Source organism: Pseudomonas sp. CLCA07, from assembly GCF_053615335.1.
The window spans coordinates 1055081-1071981 of sequence record NZ_CM132131.1; the positions used below are offsets into that span (position 1 = coordinate 1055081).

The following is a 16901-nucleotide window of genomic DNA, read 5'->3' on the forward strand; positions in this document are numbered from 1 at the left end:
AGGACATTTTGCGGCGGCATACGTTAGCAGGGTTTGCCGCGTTAGCGGCTACTTACATGCTGCTCCAGGAGAATCCGATTCGAGAGAGAGACTAGCTCACCCTCATCGGTCAGCAATGTAGTTTTAACCGTGCCGATCTCTTCGATCTGCCCCTCAACCTCGCCAACACGCACTTGTTGCCCAACCTGATATAGCTCTCGCACATAGATTCCCGCAAGAATCTGACCGGCGATTTCCCGGCTTCCCAACCCCATGGCCAGCGCAACCGCCAGACCAACGGTAATCAATACGATGACGATCACATGGTTCAAGAGGTCAGTCTTGACCTCCAACTGACTGATCGCAACCGAAATGCTGATGATAATCACCAGCCCCTGCGCAATTCGTCCCAATCCTGCAGCGTAGTCCAGTCCTACGCCTTCTGCTGCGCCGCGCACCAATCCATTGGCCAGTTGTGCCAGCAAAACACCCACCAGCAACACCAGTGCTGCGCCAAATACCTTCGGCAAATACAGAGCTAGCATATCCAGCGTAGCTGAAACTCGCTCAAGGCCAAGAGATTCTGCGGCAGAAACCAGAAAAATTAGCAGAACGAACCAATAGACAATTTTGCCGATCAGGGTCGAGATCGGTACTTGAAGACCGGCGCGGGACAACAACTTAGTCAGCCCGGTGCCGCCCATCAGGCGATCGAGCCCCAGCTTGGCGAGCAGCTTGGACAATAAAGTGTCCAAAAGTTTCGCCACGACGAAACCCAACAGCAGCACCACCAGTGCGCCGAACAGGTTCGGAATGAAGTTCGCAACCTTGGTCCATAACGCAGTCATTGCAGTGACGAGGCTCTGAGTCCAGAGATCAAGTTCCATATTAATCAGCCTTATCAGCGGTGCGAACGGTAGGTTTACGGTGACGGGATACCGGCGAGACGTGGGCCGAGCCGCTATTGAGGGCAATCATCAGCGCGGGCAACCAGCGACCCAGCAGGCTGAACAGATCACCAGCGCCGACCTGGCGGTTGGCGGTTTTCAGTACACGCCCAAGGCACGCATCGTCGTCCCGGGTGGACGGTGATGCATTGAGCATGTCGCGCAAAGACTGTTCAAACGGATCGTGCATACGCACCTCTCGTGATGTCTGTGAAAGACGCGATCAAATTTGCTCGGGTCACATGACTCATCTTCAGACCCAGCGCAAACGTCGAAATAACCACCACTGTCCGAGCGCCACCGAGACCATCATCAGGCACGCAATCAGGAAGCCATAGGGACTGGCAGAGAACGGAATGCCACCCACGTTGATCCCCAAAAGACCGGTCAGAAAACTCATCGGCAAAAAGATCCCGGTGATGATCCCGAAACGATACATCGTGCGGTTCATGCGCACGCTCAAGCGTCTGTCTTCAGCCTCAAGGACCAGCCCCACCCGCTCCCGGGTCAATTCCAGCTCCTCAAGGTAGCGGGTCAGGCTGTTGTTCAATTCGTTCCAGTAATCGCCGTCGTCGTCGACAAACCAGGGCAGCTTTATACGCGTCATCTGCCCAAAAATATCCCGTTGAGGTGCAAGGAAACGTTTCAGTGCAGCCGCCCTGCGACGGATCTGCAATATGGCGCCGTGTTCGGGAGTATACCGTTCGTCGGCATCCAGTTTTTCTTCTTCCTCATCGACCACTTCCGAGAGGCAACTGACCAGGTCCTGCACTTTGTTGGTGAGGTATTGCGCCATACACAAGACGAGTTCGGAGGCGGTTTTCGGCCCTTTGCCATCAGTGAGTTGCACCAGCAATTCATCGGTTGCGCGCAAGGGGCGCAGACGCAAGGAGATAACGCGCTGGGCCGAGGCGAAGATTCGCACCGAGACCATGTCTTCCGGTTCTGCGCCGGGGTTCAGGTTGACCCCACGCAGAAACAGCAACAGTTCGGCGTCCGGCAAGGGCAACAGGCGCGGCCGGGTGTTTTCTTCGAGTAAAAGGTCACAGCTGAATTCACTCAGACCGCTGGATTTACGCAGCCAGGTCTGGGTTTGCGGATGACTGCGATCCCAGTGCAGCCACAGGCTTTCATGGGCCTGTAGCTGCAAGTCATCGAGCTCAGTCCGGGCTATCGAACGCGCACCGCCTTTACCGTCCAGCACCAGGGCATGCACCAGGCCCCACTGCGCGTTTTCTTCCTCGAACATCCGCATCCCTTTGTTGGTTTCTGTTTATTCAGGCATTTTCAGCGGGCTTGGCGAGATGATCACGCCGTTGTTGTCCGCATAGATGTAATGGCCTGGATGGAACGTCACTCCCGCAAAGGTCACCGCTACGTTGAGATCGCCGATTCCGCGCTTGTCGGTTTTCATCGGATGGCTGGCCAACGCCTGAACACCCAGATCCGTTTGTGCAATGACGTCGACGTCACGGATGCAACCGTAGATCACCAACCCTTCCCAACCGTTTTTCGCGGCTTTCTCGGCGATCATGTCGCCCAGCAGCGCACGACGCAGGGAACCGCCACCGTCAACCACCAACACCTTGCCATTGCCCTTGAGCTCGGCTTGTTCCTTGACCAGCGAGTTGTCTTCGAAGCACTTGATGGTCACGATTTCGCCGCCGAAAGAGTCACGGCCACCGAAATTGCTGAACATCGGTTCCAGCACCTGCACCAGCTCCGGATAGGCGTCGCACAGGTCAGGCGTGAGGTAATGGTTCATCGAGAAACTCCTGTAAAGAGGAAGACAATCGAGGGTGTCGAACGTGACCAAAATAGCTCAATGCGTCATATCTTAGCCGCAAGCCGAACAGAGCGGAATGCCCTTGTTAGAGCATCGGCTTCAAATTGCCGTGGCCAGATCCTGCTTGTCGCCCATCAAAGGCGTCTGTTGATCGCCCAGCCAACGCGCCACCAACGGCCAGACTTCGGCTTGAGCGGCTTTGCTGACCAGCATTTCAACGTGACCAAAATTGTCGCCAAAGCCCTGCTCGCGACCGAGGCTGATGAATTGCTTGTGCTCGGAACCGATCTGGTCGAACAGTTTGCGACACGCCCACGTCGGGTCCTGATGATCCCCAACAGCGCTCACCGCCAAAACCGGCATGGCAACGTCGGCCAACCCGGCCCACCAGTCCTTGTCGGCATCGCCGAATCGCCCAAACAAGCCGTACCAGCGCATGCTTTCCAGGGCCAGGCCAATCGGCTCGTCCTCCGGACCGCGCTTGAGCCGGGATCCCGACAGCTGTGCAAAGCGCTTGAGAATAAAACGCCCGCTCCATTCCACCGGTGGAATTTTCAATGGCCAGTAGGTCCGGCTGACCTGCGCACCAAAGAACGCCGCAGACGCCACCACAGGCTCGCCGATGTACTCACCGCCCAACGCCGCTGCCAGCGTGATACCGCCCAGTGAGTGACCGATCCAGTGCGGAACCTGACCGCTTTGCTCACGCACAAACGCGCCAATGGCTGGCAGATCGTAACGAGCGTAATCAGCGACACGGTTCTTGCGGTAGCCCTGGTTACGCTGGGACAGGCCATGGCCGCGCATTTCCGGGATCCACACGTCGAATCCCAGACGCGTCAGGTAAGCACCCAACCCCAGCCCTTTCGGGGAAAACCAGAAGCGCCGATTGGAGAAGCTGCCGTGCAACAGAATCACCGGCACACCGCGCCCCACCGGTCCATCGGCCATGCCCAGCCGGGTAACGGCCAGCTCGACGCTAGGGTCCGGGCTGTTGGCCGGTTTCAATCGATAAACATCTTCGCTCAGATCGCCGCGTCGTTCGGCGCTGATCAGGGCGACAGGAAATAGGTTGCTGCTGCTTTGCATAATGCTCTTGCACAAAAAAGGGCGGCATCCAATTGGAGCCCGCCCATGAGTCCTATCTCGACAATGACTGTTCAATTTTGACGGCGTCTTTTGCTGGCATGCTGCGTTGCCGCTCCTCGCCATAGCAAGCTATGACTCGTCGCGGCGCCTTGCCTGCCAGCAAAATCCACACGTCAAAATTGAACGCATTGCCGAGATAGGACACAGAGTTTTAAAGCCCCGGCCACTTGACCGGGGCTTCATTCAGATCAAGCCGAAGCCTGACCTTCAGCCAGGAAGAACCAGGTTTCCAGTACGGAATCGGGGTTCAACGAAACGCTTTCAATGCCCTGCTCCATCAGCCACTTGGCCAGGTCCGGGTGATCCGAAGGCCCCTGACCGCAAATGCCGATGTACTTGCCAGCCTTGTTGCACGCGGCAATGGCGTTGGCCAGCAGCTTCTTGACCGCCGGATTACGCTCGTCGAACAGGTGCGCGATGATCCCGGAGTCACGGTCCAGGCCCAGCGTCAGCTGAGTCAGGTCGTTGGAACCGATCGAGAAGCCGTCGAAGAATTCGAGGAACTCTTCAGCGAGGATCGCGTTGGATGGCAGTTCGCACATCATGATGATGCGCAGACCGTTTTCGCCGCGAGCCAGACCGTTTTCGGCCAGCAGATCGATCACTTGGCTGGCTTCGCCCAGGGTACGGACGAACGGCACCATGATTTCGACGTTGGTCAGGCCCATCTCGTTGCGCACACGCTTGAGGGCGCGGCACTCGAGCTCGAAGCAGTCACGGAACGATTCGCTGATGTAACGCGAAGCGCCACGGAAGCCCAGCATCGGGTTTTCTTCTTCCGGCTCGTAGAGCTTGCCGCCGATCAGGTTCGCGTACTCGTTGGACTTGAAGTCCGACAGACGCACGATGACCTTTTTCGGCGTGAACGCTGCAGCCAGGGTGCTGATGCCTTCCACCAGTTTGTCGACGTAGAAGTCGACCGGGTCGTTGTAACCGGCGATGCGCTTGTCGACGCTGTCCTTGATGTCCTGCGGCAGACCGTCGTAGTTCAACAGCGCTTTCGGGTGAACGCCGATCATGCGGTTGATGATGAATTCCAGACGGGCCAGGCCCACACCGGCGTTCGGCAGTTGCGCGAAGTCGAAGGCGCGGTCCGGGTTGCCGACGTTCATCATGATCTTGAACGGCAGGTCCGGCATGGCATCGACGGAGTTTTTCTTGATGTCGAAGCCCAGTTCGCCTTCGAAGATGTAACCGGTGTCGCCTTCAGCGCAGGAAACAGTCACGCCCTGGCCGTCTTTCAACAGCTGGGTGGCGTTGCCGCAACCAACCACGGCCGGGATGCCCAGTTCGCGAGCGATGATCGCCGCGTGGCAGGTACGACCGCCACGGTTGGTGACGATGGCGCTGGCGCGCTTCATGACCGGTTCCCAGTCCGGGTCGGTCATGTCGGAAACCAGAACGTCGCCCGGCTGGACTTTGTCCATCTCGGACACGTCCTTGATGATGCGGACCTTGCCGGCGCCGATGCGCTGGCCGATGGCGCGACCTTCAACCAGCACAGTGCCGGTTTCTTTCAACAGGTAACGCTCCATGACGTTGGCCTGAGTGCGGCTCTTCACGGTTTCAGGGCGGGCCTGAACGATGTAGAGCTTGCCGTCGTCGCCGTCTTTGGCCCACTCGATGTCCATCGGGCACTGGTAGTGCTTCTCGATGATCATCGCTTGCTTGGCCAGTTCGCTGACTTCGGCATCGCTCAGGCAGAAGCGAGCGCGATCCGCCTTGTCGACGTCGATGGTCTTGACCGATTTGCCGGCCGTGGCGACTTCGCCGTAGATCATCTTGATGGCTTTGCTGCCCAGGTTGCGGCGCAGGATAGCTGGACGACCAGCAGCCAGCGTGCCTTTGTGCACGTAGAACTCATCCGGGTTCACCGCGCCTTGTACGACGGTTTCACCCAGGCCGTAGGCGCCGGTGATGAACACGACGTCACGGAAGCCCGATTCGGTATCGAGGGTGAACATCACGCCGGCCGTGCCGGTCTCGGAGCGGACCATGCGCTGAACGCCGGCCGACAGAGCCACCAACTTGTGGTCGAAGCCCTGGTGCACACGGTAGGAAATCGCACGGTCGTTAAACAGGGAAGCGAACACCTCCTTGGCGGCGCGAATGACGTTTTCGACACCACGGATGTTCAGGAAAGTTTCCTGCTGACCGGCGAAGGACGCGTCCGGCAAGTCTTCGGCGGTAGCGGAAGAGCGCACGGCCACGGCCATGTCAGGGTTGCCGGCCGACAGCGTGGCGAACGCAGTGCGGATCTCGGCGTTGAGCTTCTCGGGGAATTCGGCTTCCATGATCCATTGACGGATCTGGGCGCCAGTGCGGGCCAGGGCGTTGACATCGTCGACATCCAGGGCATCGAGGGCGGCGTGGATCTGATCGTTCAAGCCGCTCAGTTCCAGAAAATCACGATAAGCCTGAGCTGTCGTGGCGAATCCACCGGGCACCGAAACACCGGCACCTGCCAGGTTACTGATCATCTCGCCCAGGGATGCGTTCTTGCCCCCCACATGCTCAACATCGTGTTTGCCGAGCTTATCGAGGGAAACTACGTACTCTACCAAGGTGATCTCTCCACTAACTGTGTTGGAAAAGCTCAGAAGCCGGCTGCTCAAAGGAGCGTTTGCCAGCTGTATGGCCTGGACCTGGAAAATAAGTGAGAATGCGGGCCACTGGCGGCCGACAAACCGCGCCTATCATATCCAAGATTCGTCATTAGCTTAAGGCCCAAGGTGCAAATGAAACGATCTGCTTTCTTTATTTCCGACGGTACCGGCATCACGGCCGAAACCCTGGGTCAAAGCCTCCTGGCGCAGTTCGAAAACATTACCTTTAGCAAATTCACGCGGCCGTACATCGACAACGTGGATAAAGCGCGGGCCATGGTACAACAAATCAACAAAGCCGCCGAAACCGACGGCTTCCGGCCGATTATTTTCGACACCATTGTCAATCAAGACATCCGTGAGATCCTCGCAACCTCTAATGGTTTCATGATCGACATTTTCTCGACGTTCCTGGCACCGCTTGAGCAGGAATTGACCGAGCATTCTTCTTACACCGTGGGCAAATCCCACTCCATCGGTGCCAACACCAATTACATGGAACGCATCGAGGCGGTGAACTTCGCCCTCGACAACGACGATGGCGCCCGCACGCACTACTACGACAAGGCCGATTTGATCCTTGTCGGCGTGTCGCGTTGCGGCAAGACCCCGACCTGTCTGTACATGGCCATGCAATTCGGCATCCGCGCGGCCAACTACCCGCTGACCGAAGACGACATGGAACGCCTGACCCTGCCAAGCGCCCTGCGCGCCCATCAGCACAAGCTGTTTGGCCTGACCATCGACCCGGACCGCCTTACCGCGATCCGCAACGAGCGCAAGCCTAACAGCCGTTATTCAAGCTATGCCCAGTGCGAGTTTGAAGTGCGCGAGGTGGAAAACCTGTTCCGCCGCGAGAACATTGCCCACATCAATTCCACGCATTTTTCGGTGGAAGAGATTTCCGCGAAAATCCTTGTGGAAAAAGGGGTGGAGCGGCGGTTCAAGTAGTTCTGCGTCGCCTGTTATATCGCCATCGCGGGCAAGTCGAATCGTCGCACCGCCGCTCCCACAGGGAACGTATTCCAAATGTGGGAGCGTGGCTTGCCCGCGATGAACGATCACACGGTCTCCTAGATAACAAATAAATCCACAAACCGGTTCACCGGTGTCGCTTCAAGCTTCTGCTGATCCTTGCACAACGCGACAATCTCCTCGCTGCGCTGACCGGTGAATCGTGTCAGCAAATTCGCCTTGAACTTGTCCTCCAGCAACGGGATACCTTCAACCCGGCGCCGACGATGCCCGATCGGGTACTCCACCACCACGTTCTCAGTGCTGGACCCGTCCTTGAAAAACACCTGCAGCGCATTGGCAATCGAGCGCTTGTCGGCCTCCAGATATTCACGGGTGTAACGTGGTTCCTCGACGATAACCATCTTGTCGCGCAACACATCGATGATCGGATGCGCCTTGTGGAAATCGTCCTCGTAGTGCTCCGCCACCAGATTGCCGAAGGCCAGCGGCACGGCGGTCATGTACTGGATACAGTGATCGCGGTCGGCGGCGTTTGCCAACGGACCAACCTTGGAAATAATGCGAATCGCCGATTCGTGGGTGGTGATGACGATCCTGTCGATATCGTGCAGACGGTTTCGAACCTGCGGATGCAAGGTGACTGCCGCTTCGCATGCCGTTTGCGCATGGAACTCGGCGGGGAAACTGATCTTGAACAGCACGTTTTCCATCACATAACTGCCGTATGGCCGCGAGAAACTGAAAGCCTGTTTGTCTTCGGGCTTAAGCGCCAGGTCGTTGTTGGTGTGGCTGAACAATACGTCGTAAAAGCCCCACTGCTTGGCACTCAACACACCGGGAATGCCCATCTCGCCACGCATCGCAATGTCCGCGAGACGTACACCACGACTGGACGCATCTCCCGCCGCCCATGATTTGCGTGAGCCGGCATTCGGCGCATGGCGATAAGTGCGCAATGCCTGACCGTCAGCGAATGCATGGGACAACGCCGAGAGCATCTGCTCGCGGTTGGCGCCCATCAGTTTGGCGGTGACGGCGGTCGAGGCGACTTTTACCAGGATGACGTGATCGAGACCGACGCGGTTGAAGGAGTTTTCCAGGGCGATTACGCCTTGAATCTCATGGGCCATGATCATTGCTTCGAGGACCACGCGAACCGTCAATGGCGCATCACCATTGGCCAGACGCTTTTGCGACAAGTGATCCGCCACCGCGAGAATGCCGCCGAGATTATCCGACGGATGACCCCATTCAGCCGCGAGCCAGGTGTCGTTGTAGTCGAGCCAGCGCACAATGCACCCGATGTCCCAGGCTGCCTTGACCGGATCGAGGCGATAGCTTGTGCCCGGTACGCGAGCGCCGAACGGGACAACAGTGCCTTCGACAATCGGGCCCAAATGTTTGGCGCACTCGGGAAAACGCAGCGCCAGCAAGCCGCATCCGAGGGTGTCCATCAGGCAGTTGCGCGCGGTATCGAGGGCTTCCCGGGACTCGACTTTGTAATTCAGGACGTAATCGGCAATGTCCTGCAAGACCGGGTCGTAGTCTGGACGATTGTTGAGGTCAACGTTGGCGCTCATGTTCGATTCACTCTGCACGTGGTTCGTTGATGGGACCTCGGTTCAGGGATCGATCTCGGTTGGTGAAGCCATTCTTGTTTTGAAATGCAGTCCCTTGTGGGAGCGAGCCTGCTCGCGAAAGCGGTGTATCAGTCGACATCAATGTTGAATATCAGTCCGTCTTCGCGAGCAGGCTCGCTCCCACATAGGGTGTGTGCGCTTATCTCAGAACGAGTCGCCCGGTACGCGGACAAACCCTTCCATCAATACCCGCGCACTGCGGCTCATGATGGCTTTTTTCACGACCCACTCCCCGTTGACCTGACTGGCCTCGGCGCCAACGCGCAACGTGCCGGACGGATGGCCGAAGCGCACTGCGTTGCGTTCAACACCGCCTGCCGCGAGGTTCACCAACGTGCCGGTAATCGCCGCTGCCGTGCCAATGGCTACAGCCGCTGTGCCCATCATCGCGTGGTGCAATTTACCCATCGACAATGCACGTACCAGCAGGTCGACATCCCCCGCCGCAATTGACTTGCCGCTGGACGACACGTAGTCCGCCGGTTTGGCCACGAAGGCCACCTTAGGGGTGTGCTGACGCTTGGCTGCTTCGTCGAGGTTCGATATCAGGCCCATGCGCAGTGCGCCATAAGCACGAATCGTCTCGAACATCGCCAGCGCTTTCGGATCGCTGTTGATCGCGCCCTGCAATTCGGTGCCGGTGTAACCGATGTCCTCGGCATTGACGAAAATCGTCGGGATGCCGGCATTGATCATGGTCGCCTTGAAGGTTCCGACGCCGGGTACTTCGAGGTCGTCCACCAGGTTGCCGGTAGGGAACATCGAACCGCCGCCGCCCTCTTCTTCCGCCGCCGGGTCCATGAATTCGACCTGTACTTCGGCGGCCGGGAAGGTCACGCCATCAAGTTCGAAATCACCGGTTTCCTGCACTTCACCGTTGGTAATCGGCACATGAGCAATGATGGTCTTGCCAATGTTGGCTTGCCACACACGAACCACGGCCACGCCGTTGTACGGGATGCGGCTGGCGTCTACCAGACCATTGCTGATGGCAAACGAACCGACTGCCGCCGTCAGGTTGCCGCAGTTGCCGCTCCAGTCGACGAACGGCTTGTCGATGGAGACCTGACCGAACAGGTAATCAACGTCGTGATCAGCCTTGAGGCTTTTCGACAGGATCACGGTTTTGCTGGTGCTGGAGGTTGCGCCGCCCATGCCGTCGATTTGCTTATCGTACGGATCGGGGCTGCCGATCACGCGCAGCAACAAAGCATCGCGGGCCGGGCCAGGAATTTGTGCCACGTCGGGCAGGTCTTTCAGGCTGAAAAACACGCCTTTGCTGGTGCCGCCACGCATGTAGGTGGCAGGGATTTTGATCTGAGCTGCGTGAGCCATGTGCTCGTTACTCCTTACCTTGAAAACAGACACGGGACTTGAAGTCCCGTGTCCGTACAGCGTGTGTTAAACGGCGACTGCCGATTCTTCGAGGAAGTCCTGGGCAAAGCGTTGCAACACGCCGCCGGCTTCGTAGATCGACACTTCTTCAGCGGTGTCGAGGCGGCAGGTCACCGGCACATCGACGCGTTCGCCGTTCTTGCGATGGATCACCAGCGTCAGCTCGGCGCGCGGTGTGCGCTCGCCGATCACGTCGTAGGTTTCACTGCCGTCGATGGCCAGGGTGTGACGGTTGGTGCCGGCTTTGAATTCCAGCGGCAACACGCCCATGCCCACCAGGTTGGTGCGGTGAATGCGCTCGAAACCTTCAGCGGCAATCGCTTCCACACCCGCCAGACGCACGCCCTTCGCCGCCCAGTCGCGGGATGAACCCTGACCGTAGTCGGCGCCGGCAATGATGATCAGCGGCTGCTTGCGTTCCATGTAGGTTTCGATGGCTTCCCACATGCGCATCACTTTGCCTTCCGGCTCGACCCGTGCCAACGAACCCTGCTTGACCTTGCCGTTTTCCAGAACCATTTCGTTGAACAGTTTCGGGTTGGCGAAGGTGGCACGCTGCGCAGTTAAATGGTCGCCCCTATGAGTCGCGTAAGAGTTGAAGTCCTCTTCCGGCAGGCCCATTTTCGCCAGGTATTCACCGGCGGCGCTGTCCAGCATGATCGCGTTCGACGGCGACAGGTGATCGGTGGTGATGTTGTCCGGCAGCACTGCCAACGGGCGCATGCCCTTGAGCGGACGTGCCCCGGCCAGAGCGCCTTCCCAGTACGGCGGACGGCGGATGTAGGTGCTCATCTCGCGCCAGTCGTACAGCGGCGCCACTTTCGGGCCGGTGTCTTCGTGGATGGCGAACATCGGGATGTAGACCTGACGGAACTGCTCCGGCTTCACCGATGCCTTGACCACGGCGTCGATTTCTTCGTCGCTCGGCCAGATGTCTTTCAGGCGGATTTCCTTGCCATCGACCACAGCCAGCACATCTTTTTCGATGTCGAAACGGATGGTCCCGGCGATGGCATAAGCAACCACCAGCGGCGGCGAGGCGAGGAACGCTTGCTTGGCGTACGGGTGAATCCGGCCGTCGAAGTTGCGGTTGCCGGACAGTACAGCGGTGGCGTACAGATCGCGGTCGATGATCTCTTGCTGAATCACCGGGTCCAGTGCGCCGGACATGCCGTTGCAGGTGGTGCAAGCGAACGCAACGACGCCGAAGCCCAGCTGTTCCAGTTCGTCGGTCAGACCGGCTTCATCCAGATACAGCGCGACAGTTTTCGAACCTGGTGCCAGGGACGATTTCACCCATGGCTTGCGGGTCAAGCCGAGCTTGTTGGCATTGCGCGCCAACAGGCCGGCAGCGATGACGTTGCGCGGGTTGCTGGTGTTGGTGCAGCTGGTGATGGCAGCGATGATCACGGCGCCGTCGGGCATTTGGCCAGGCACATCGTCCCACTGACCGGAGATGCCTTTGGCGGCCAAATCGGAAACTGCCACGCGGGCGTGCGGGTTGCTCGGGCCGGCCATGTTGCGCACGACCGTGGACAAGTCGAAGGTCAAGCCGCGCTCGTATTGCGCGCCCTTCAGGCTGTCGGCCCACAGGCCAGTGACCTTGGCGTAATTCTCGACCAACTGCACTTGATCGTCTTCACGGCCAGTGAGCTTGAGGTAGTCGATGGTCTGCTGGTCGATGTAGAACATCGCGGCAGTGGCGCCGTATTCCGGAGCCATGTTGGAAATGGTTGCGCGGTCGCCGAGGGTCAGCGCCGCAGCGCCTTCGCCGAAGAACTCCAGCCATGCGCCAACCACTTTTTGCTGGCGCAGGAACTCGGTCAACGCCAGCACCATGTCGGTGGCGGTGATGCCTGGTTGCAGCTTGCCGGTCAGTTCGACGCCGACGCTTTCTGGCAGACGCATCCAGGAGGCACGCCCGAGCATCACGCTCTCGGCTTCGAGACCACCGACGCCGATCGCGATCACGCCCAGCGCATCAACGTGCGGGGTGTGGCTGTCGGTGCCGACGCAGGTGTCGGGGAACGCCACGCCGTCACGCACCTGAATCACCGGAGACATTTTCTCCAGGTTGATCTGGTGCATGATGCCGTTGCCTGGCGGGATCACGTCGACGTTCTTGAACGCCTTCTTGGTCCAGTTGATGAAGTGGAAACGGTCTTCGTTACGACGGTCTTCGATGGCGCGGTTCTTCTCGAACGCGTCCGGATCAAAACCACCACGCTCGACGGCCAGGGAGTGGTCGACGATCAATTGGGTCGGCACCACCGGGTTCACTTGCGCAGGATCGCCGCCTTGCAGGGCGATGGCGTCACGCAAGCCGGCGAGGTCGACGAGTGCGGTCTGGCCGAGAATGTCGTGGCACACCACGCGGGCCGGGAACCACGGGAAGTCGAGGTCGCGCTTGCGTTCGATGAATTGCTTCAGGGATTCGGTGAGCGTGGCCGGGTCGCAGCGACGCACAAGGTTTTCCGCCAGCACGCGCGAGGTGTACGGCAGGGTGTCGTAGGCGCCAGGGGCAATGGCTTCGACTGCCGCGCGGACGTCGAAGTAATCCAGATGGCTGCCGGGCAGCGATTTACGAAATTTTGTGTTCATCGTCAGGACTCGGTCACGGTAATTACAAAGGGTGGGGCCTGGTACAGCTCCTGAACTGAAAGCGGACCTCTGTAGGAGCTGGCTTGCCGGCGATTGCGGTGGGTCAGTCAACGAAGATGTTGGATGACAAACCGCCTTCGCTGGCAAGCCAGCTCCTACAGGGTCACCGGTTCATTCAGTGACCTGTGCAGGCATCCCCACCATTCAGCGTTGTTCGATTGGCACGAACTTGCGCTGTTCGACGCCGGTGTACTCGGCGCTCGGGCGGATGATGCGGTTGTTGGCACGTTGTTCGAACACGTGGGCAGCCCAACCGGTCAGGCGCGAGCAGACGAAAATCGGTGTGAACAACTTGGTCGGAATGCCCATGAAGTGGTACGCCGAGGCATGGTAGAAGTCGGCGTTCGGGAACAGTTTCTTTTGCTCCCACATGGTCTTGTCGATGGCTTCGGAGACCGGGAACAACACCTTGTCGCCCACTTCGTCAGCGAGTTTTTTCGACCAGCCCTTGATCACTTCGTTGCGCGGATCGTTGTCCTTATAGATCGCGTGACCGAAGCCCATGATCTTGTCTTTACGCTCGAGCATGCCGAGGGTGCCTTCGATCGCCGCTTCTGGCGAGCTGAAGCGCTCGATCATTTCCATCGCTGCTTCGTTGGCGCCACCGTGCAGTGGACCACGCAGCGAGCCGATAGCGGCGGTGATGCAGGAGAACAGATCCGACAGGGTGGACGCGCAAACACGTGCGGTGAACGTCGAGGCGTTGAACTCGTGTTCTGCGTAGAGGATCAGCGAAACGTTCATCACCTTGACGTGCAACTCGCTCGGCTTTTCACCGTGCAGCAGGTGCAGGAAATGGCCACCGATAGACGGTTCGTCAGTTACGCAGCTGATGCGCTTGCCGTCATGGCTGAAGCGATACCAGTAGGTCATGATCGCCGGGAACGCGGCCAGCAGACGGTCGGTTTTGTCGTGCTGCTCGGAGAAATTGTTCTCCGGTTCCAGGTTACCCAGGAACGAGCAGCCGGTACGCATCACGTCCATCGGGTGGGCGTCGGCGGGGATGCGTTCCAGCACTTCTTTCAAGGCTTGCGGCAGGTCACGCAGCTTGCTCAGTTTGCTGACGTAGGCGTCCAGTTGCGCTTTGGTCGGCAGTTCGCCGTACAGCAGCAGGTAGGCGACTTCTTCGAACTGAGCGTCAGCCGCCAGTTCACGAACGTCGTAGCCACGATAGGTCAGGCCTGCGCCCGATTGGCCCACGGTGGACAGTGCGGTTTGCCCGGCAACCTGGCCACGGAGCCCGGCGCCACTGAGTACTTTTGCTTCGGCCATTTCTGCCTCCAATTTCTTGAATTTATTAGGGAGTTATTCGACTTACTTCTTCGCGGCGAACAACGCATCGAGCTTCTGCTCGAAGGTGTGGTAGTCGATGCGATCGTAAAGCTCCATGCGCGTCTGCATGGTGTCGATAACGTTCTGTTGCGTGCCGTCGCGACGGATCGCGGTGTAAACGTTTTCCGCGGCTTTGTTCATCGCGCGGAAAGCGGACAGCGGGTACAGCACCAGCGATACATCGGCACCGGCCAGTTGCTCGGTGGTGTACAGCGGGGTCGCGCCGAATTCGGTGATGTTGGCCAGGATCGGCGCTTTCACACGGCTGGCGAACAGCTTGTACATGTCCAGTTCGGTGATGGCTTCCGGGAAGATCATGTCGGCGCCAGCCTCGATGCACGCAGCAGCGCGATCCAGGGCAGATTCCAGGCCTTCGACTGCCAGGGCGTCGGTGCGAGCCATGATCACGAAGCTGTCATCAGTACGCGCATCCACTGCGGCTTTGATGCGGTCGACCATTTCCTGCAACGAAACGATTTCTTTATTAGGACGGTGGCCGCAACGCTTGGCGCCGACCTGGTCTTCGATGTGAACGGCGGCAGCGCCGAACTTGATCATCGACTTCACGGTACGAGCGACGTTGAACGCCGAGGAACCGAAACCGGTGTCCACATCCACCAGCAGCGGCAAGTCGCAGACGTCGGTGATACGACGCACGTCAGTCAGTACGTCATCCAGGCCAGTGATGCCCAGGTCCGGTACGCCGAGGGAGCCGGCAGCTACCCCGCCACCCGACAGGTAAATTGCCTTGAAACCGGCGCGCTTGGCCAGCAACGCGTGATTGGCATTGATCGCGCCGACCACTTGCAATGGATGCTCGCTGGCGACCGCATCGCGGAAACGCTGGCCTGGAGTGCTCTTGTTCAAACTCATGACTCACCTCGTTTGGCTGTCGGGTTAGCGCCGTCCTGGTAATGACGGGCGATATTACGTTTGGAGGCGCCGATGTGACGGCGCATCAACAACTCGGCCAGTTCACCGTCACGGTCGGCGATGGCATCGAGAATTCGGTGGTGCTCGGCAAATGCCTGGTGCGGGCGATTGGGTACGGTGGAAAACTGGATGCGGTACATGCGCACCAGTTGATAGAGCTCGCCGCAGAGCATTTGGGTCAGCGTGCGGTTGCCGCTGCCCTGGATGATCCGGTAGTGGAAGTCGAAATCGCCTTCCTGCTGGTAGTAGCCTCGTCCGGCCTGAAACGCCTCATCGCGCTCGTGGGTTTCGAGGACGCGGCGCAGTTCGTCGATTTCTTCGAGGGTCATGCGCTCGGCGGCCAGGCGGCAGGCCATGCCTTCAAGGGACTCACGGATTTCGTAGAGTTCCAGCAACTCGGCATGGTTCAGCGAAACCACTCGTGCCCCAACATGCGGCACGCGCACCAGCAGACGCTGGCCTTCCAGGCGATGGATCGCTTCACGTAGCGGCCCGCGGCTGATGCCATAGGTGCGCGCCAGCTCCGGCTCGGAGATCTTGCTGCCCGGGGCGATCTCGCCCTTGACGATGGCCGCTTGAATACGCCGAAAGACGTTTTCGGAAAGTGTCTCCGAATCGTCTTGGGTAGTGAGCGGGGGATCCAGTTGATCCAGCATATTGTCGACACCTTGAAAGCTGATGCCGCAAAAACTAGCGAAAACAGGCCGCGCAGTCAAAGGTTAATTCGATATTGTCGACAATCGTCTAATAACCGACCGCACCATAACAAAGCAGCACAATGGTTTATAGCCGCCTGCCAGCGCTGGCGCCATCAAACCACCGTGCTAGAATGCCGCCCGCATTTGTTTGTGGCATCTGCACTGCTTGTCATAAATAGCTGACAGGCATACGAGGGAGCTTGTGCAGCAATGCCAGGGCCTTGAATCGAAGTACGGACCGCTGCGCGCCAGGATTTATGAGACTCAAGCCCTTCCCGACATTCCTTTATCTACTTTGCCTGCCCGGTTTTGCCGCGGCAGGGGAAAAGACGGTGTACGGCCTCAACGAGTACGCGTCCCTGGATGGCATCAACCTTGAAGTCGCGGCCAAACTCGACACTGGAGCGAAGACCGCTTCTCTGAGTGCCCGCGACATCAAACGCTTCAAACGCAATGGCGAGTCCTGGGTGCGCTTTTACCTGGCTATCGACGCCGCTCATTCGCACCCGATCGAACGCCCACTGGCCCGTGTCAGCAAGATCAAGCGCCGGGCCGGTGACTACGACCCGGAAGAAGGCAAGAAGTACACGGCCCGCCCGGTGATCGAGCTGGACATTTGTATGGGTTCGGCTTTACGCAGCATCGAAGTGAACCTGACCGACCGCAGCGCTTTCCAATACCCGCTGTTGATCGGCTCCGAAGCGCTCAAACGCTTCGACGCGCTGGTCGACCCCAGTCTTAAATACGCTGCTGGCAAACCCGCCTGCGCCACCGACGCTCATACCGCAGAGTAATTC

14 protein-coding genes are annotated in these 16901 nt (G+C 58.8%); 2 read left to right on the forward strand and 12 right to left on the reverse strand.

Annotation, left to right across the window (positions count from 1 at the left end; all coding sequences use genetic code 11):
• Positions 1-41: 41 nt before the first annotated feature.
• The 6 genes from ACWGZX_RS04795 to ppsA form a co-directional block, all read right to left on the reverse strand.
• On the reverse strand, positions 42-866 hold the full coding sequence (locus tag ACWGZX_RS04795; protein WP_008027407.1) for a mechanosensitive ion channel family protein: 825 nt from the start codon (positions 864-866) through the stop codon (positions 42-44).
• A gap of 1 nt (position 867) precedes the next feature.
• Entirely contained in the window at positions 868-1116 is a 249-nt protein-coding gene (locus tag ACWGZX_RS04800; protein ID WP_223516729.1) for a CrfX protein, read from the reverse strand.
• A 63-nt stretch (positions 1117-1179) separates the two neighbouring features.
• Positions 1180-2175: a zinc transporter ZntB gene (locus tag ACWGZX_RS04805; RefSeq protein ID WP_452627487.1), complete on the reverse strand. Its 996-nt coding sequence runs from the start codon at positions 2173-2175 to the stop codon at positions 1180-1182.
• A 24-nt stretch (positions 2176-2199) separates the two neighbouring features.
• On the reverse strand, positions 2200-2691 hold the full coding sequence (gene rraA, locus ACWGZX_RS04810) for a ribonuclease E activity regulator RraA (protein WP_027922555.1): 492 nt from the start codon (positions 2689-2691) through the stop codon (positions 2200-2202).
• A 120-nt stretch (positions 2692-2811) separates the two neighbouring features.
• On the reverse strand, positions 2812-3801 hold the full coding sequence (locus ACWGZX_RS04815) for an alpha/beta fold hydrolase (RefSeq protein ID WP_452627488.1): 990 nt from the start codon (positions 3799-3801) through the stop codon (positions 2812-2814).
• Between the two features lie 248 nt (positions 3802-4049).
• A complete protein-coding gene (gene ppsA, locus ACWGZX_RS04820; protein ID WP_452627489.1) occupies positions 4050-6425 on the reverse strand; it encodes a phosphoenolpyruvate synthase in 2376 nt (791 codons plus the stop codon).
• Between the two features lie 174 nt (positions 6426-6599).
• On the opposite strand from ppsA, the gene ppsR reads away from it, so the two are divergent.
• Entirely contained in the window at positions 6600-7418 is an 819-nt protein-coding gene (ppsR, locus tag ACWGZX_RS04825; protein WP_223516734.1) for a posphoenolpyruvate synthetase regulatory kinase/phosphorylase PpsR, read from the forward strand.
• A 122-nt stretch (positions 7419-7540) separates the two neighbouring features.
• Here the strand turns inward: ppsR and prpD are convergent, their stop codons facing one another.
• The 6 genes from prpD to ACWGZX_RS04855 all read right to left on the reverse strand — a co-directional run bounded on the left by prpD (position 7541) and on the right by ACWGZX_RS04855 (position 16059).
• Positions 7541-9025 (reverse strand): 2-methylcitrate dehydratase, encoded by a 1485-nt coding sequence (gene prpD / locus ACWGZX_RS04830; RefSeq protein ID WP_452627490.1) that lies wholly within the window; start codon positions 9023-9025, stop codon positions 7541-7543.
• Between the two features lie 204 nt (positions 9026-9229).
• Positions 9230-10420: a 2-methylaconitate cis-trans isomerase PrpF gene (gene prpF, locus ACWGZX_RS04835; RefSeq protein WP_452627491.1), complete on the reverse strand. Its 1191-nt coding sequence runs from the start codon at positions 10418-10420 to the stop codon at positions 9230-9232.
• A 66-nt stretch (positions 10421-10486) separates the two neighbouring features.
• Complete coding sequence (acnD, locus tag ACWGZX_RS04840) at positions 10487-13081, reverse strand: Fe/S-dependent 2-methylisocitrate dehydratase AcnD (protein ID WP_452627492.1); 2595 nt, start codon at positions 13079-13081, stop codon at positions 10487-10489.
• Positions 13082-13285: 204 nt separating this feature from the next.
• Positions 13286-14413 carry a bifunctional 2-methylcitrate synthase/citrate synthase gene (gene prpC / locus ACWGZX_RS04845; protein WP_452627493.1) on the reverse strand — a complete coding sequence of 376 codons (1128 nt, stop codon included), beginning with the start codon at positions 14411-14413 and terminating at the stop codon, positions 13286-13288.
• 42 nt (positions 14414-14455) lie between these two features.
• Positions 14456-15346, reverse strand: a complete 891-nt coding sequence (gene prpB, locus ACWGZX_RS04850; RefSeq protein WP_027922545.1) for a methylisocitrate lyase — start codon at positions 15344-15346, stop codon at positions 14456-14458.
• Positions 15343-16059 carry a GntR family transcriptional regulator gene (locus ACWGZX_RS04855; RefSeq protein ID WP_404942948.1) on the reverse strand — a complete coding sequence of 239 codons (717 nt, stop codon included), beginning with the start codon at positions 16057-16059 and terminating at the stop codon, positions 15343-15345. Before ACWGZX_RS04855 ends, prpB begins: the two co-directional genes overlap by 4 nt.
• A gap of 302 nt (positions 16060-16361) precedes the next feature.
• On the opposite strand from ACWGZX_RS04855, the gene rloA reads away from it, so the two are divergent.
• On the forward strand, positions 16362-16898 hold the full coding sequence (gene rloA, locus ACWGZX_RS04860; protein ID WP_223516750.1) for a retropepsin-like aspartic peptidase RloA: 537 nt from the start codon (positions 16362-16364) through the stop codon (positions 16896-16898).
• The last annotated feature ends 3 nt before the right edge of the window (positions 16899-16901 follow it).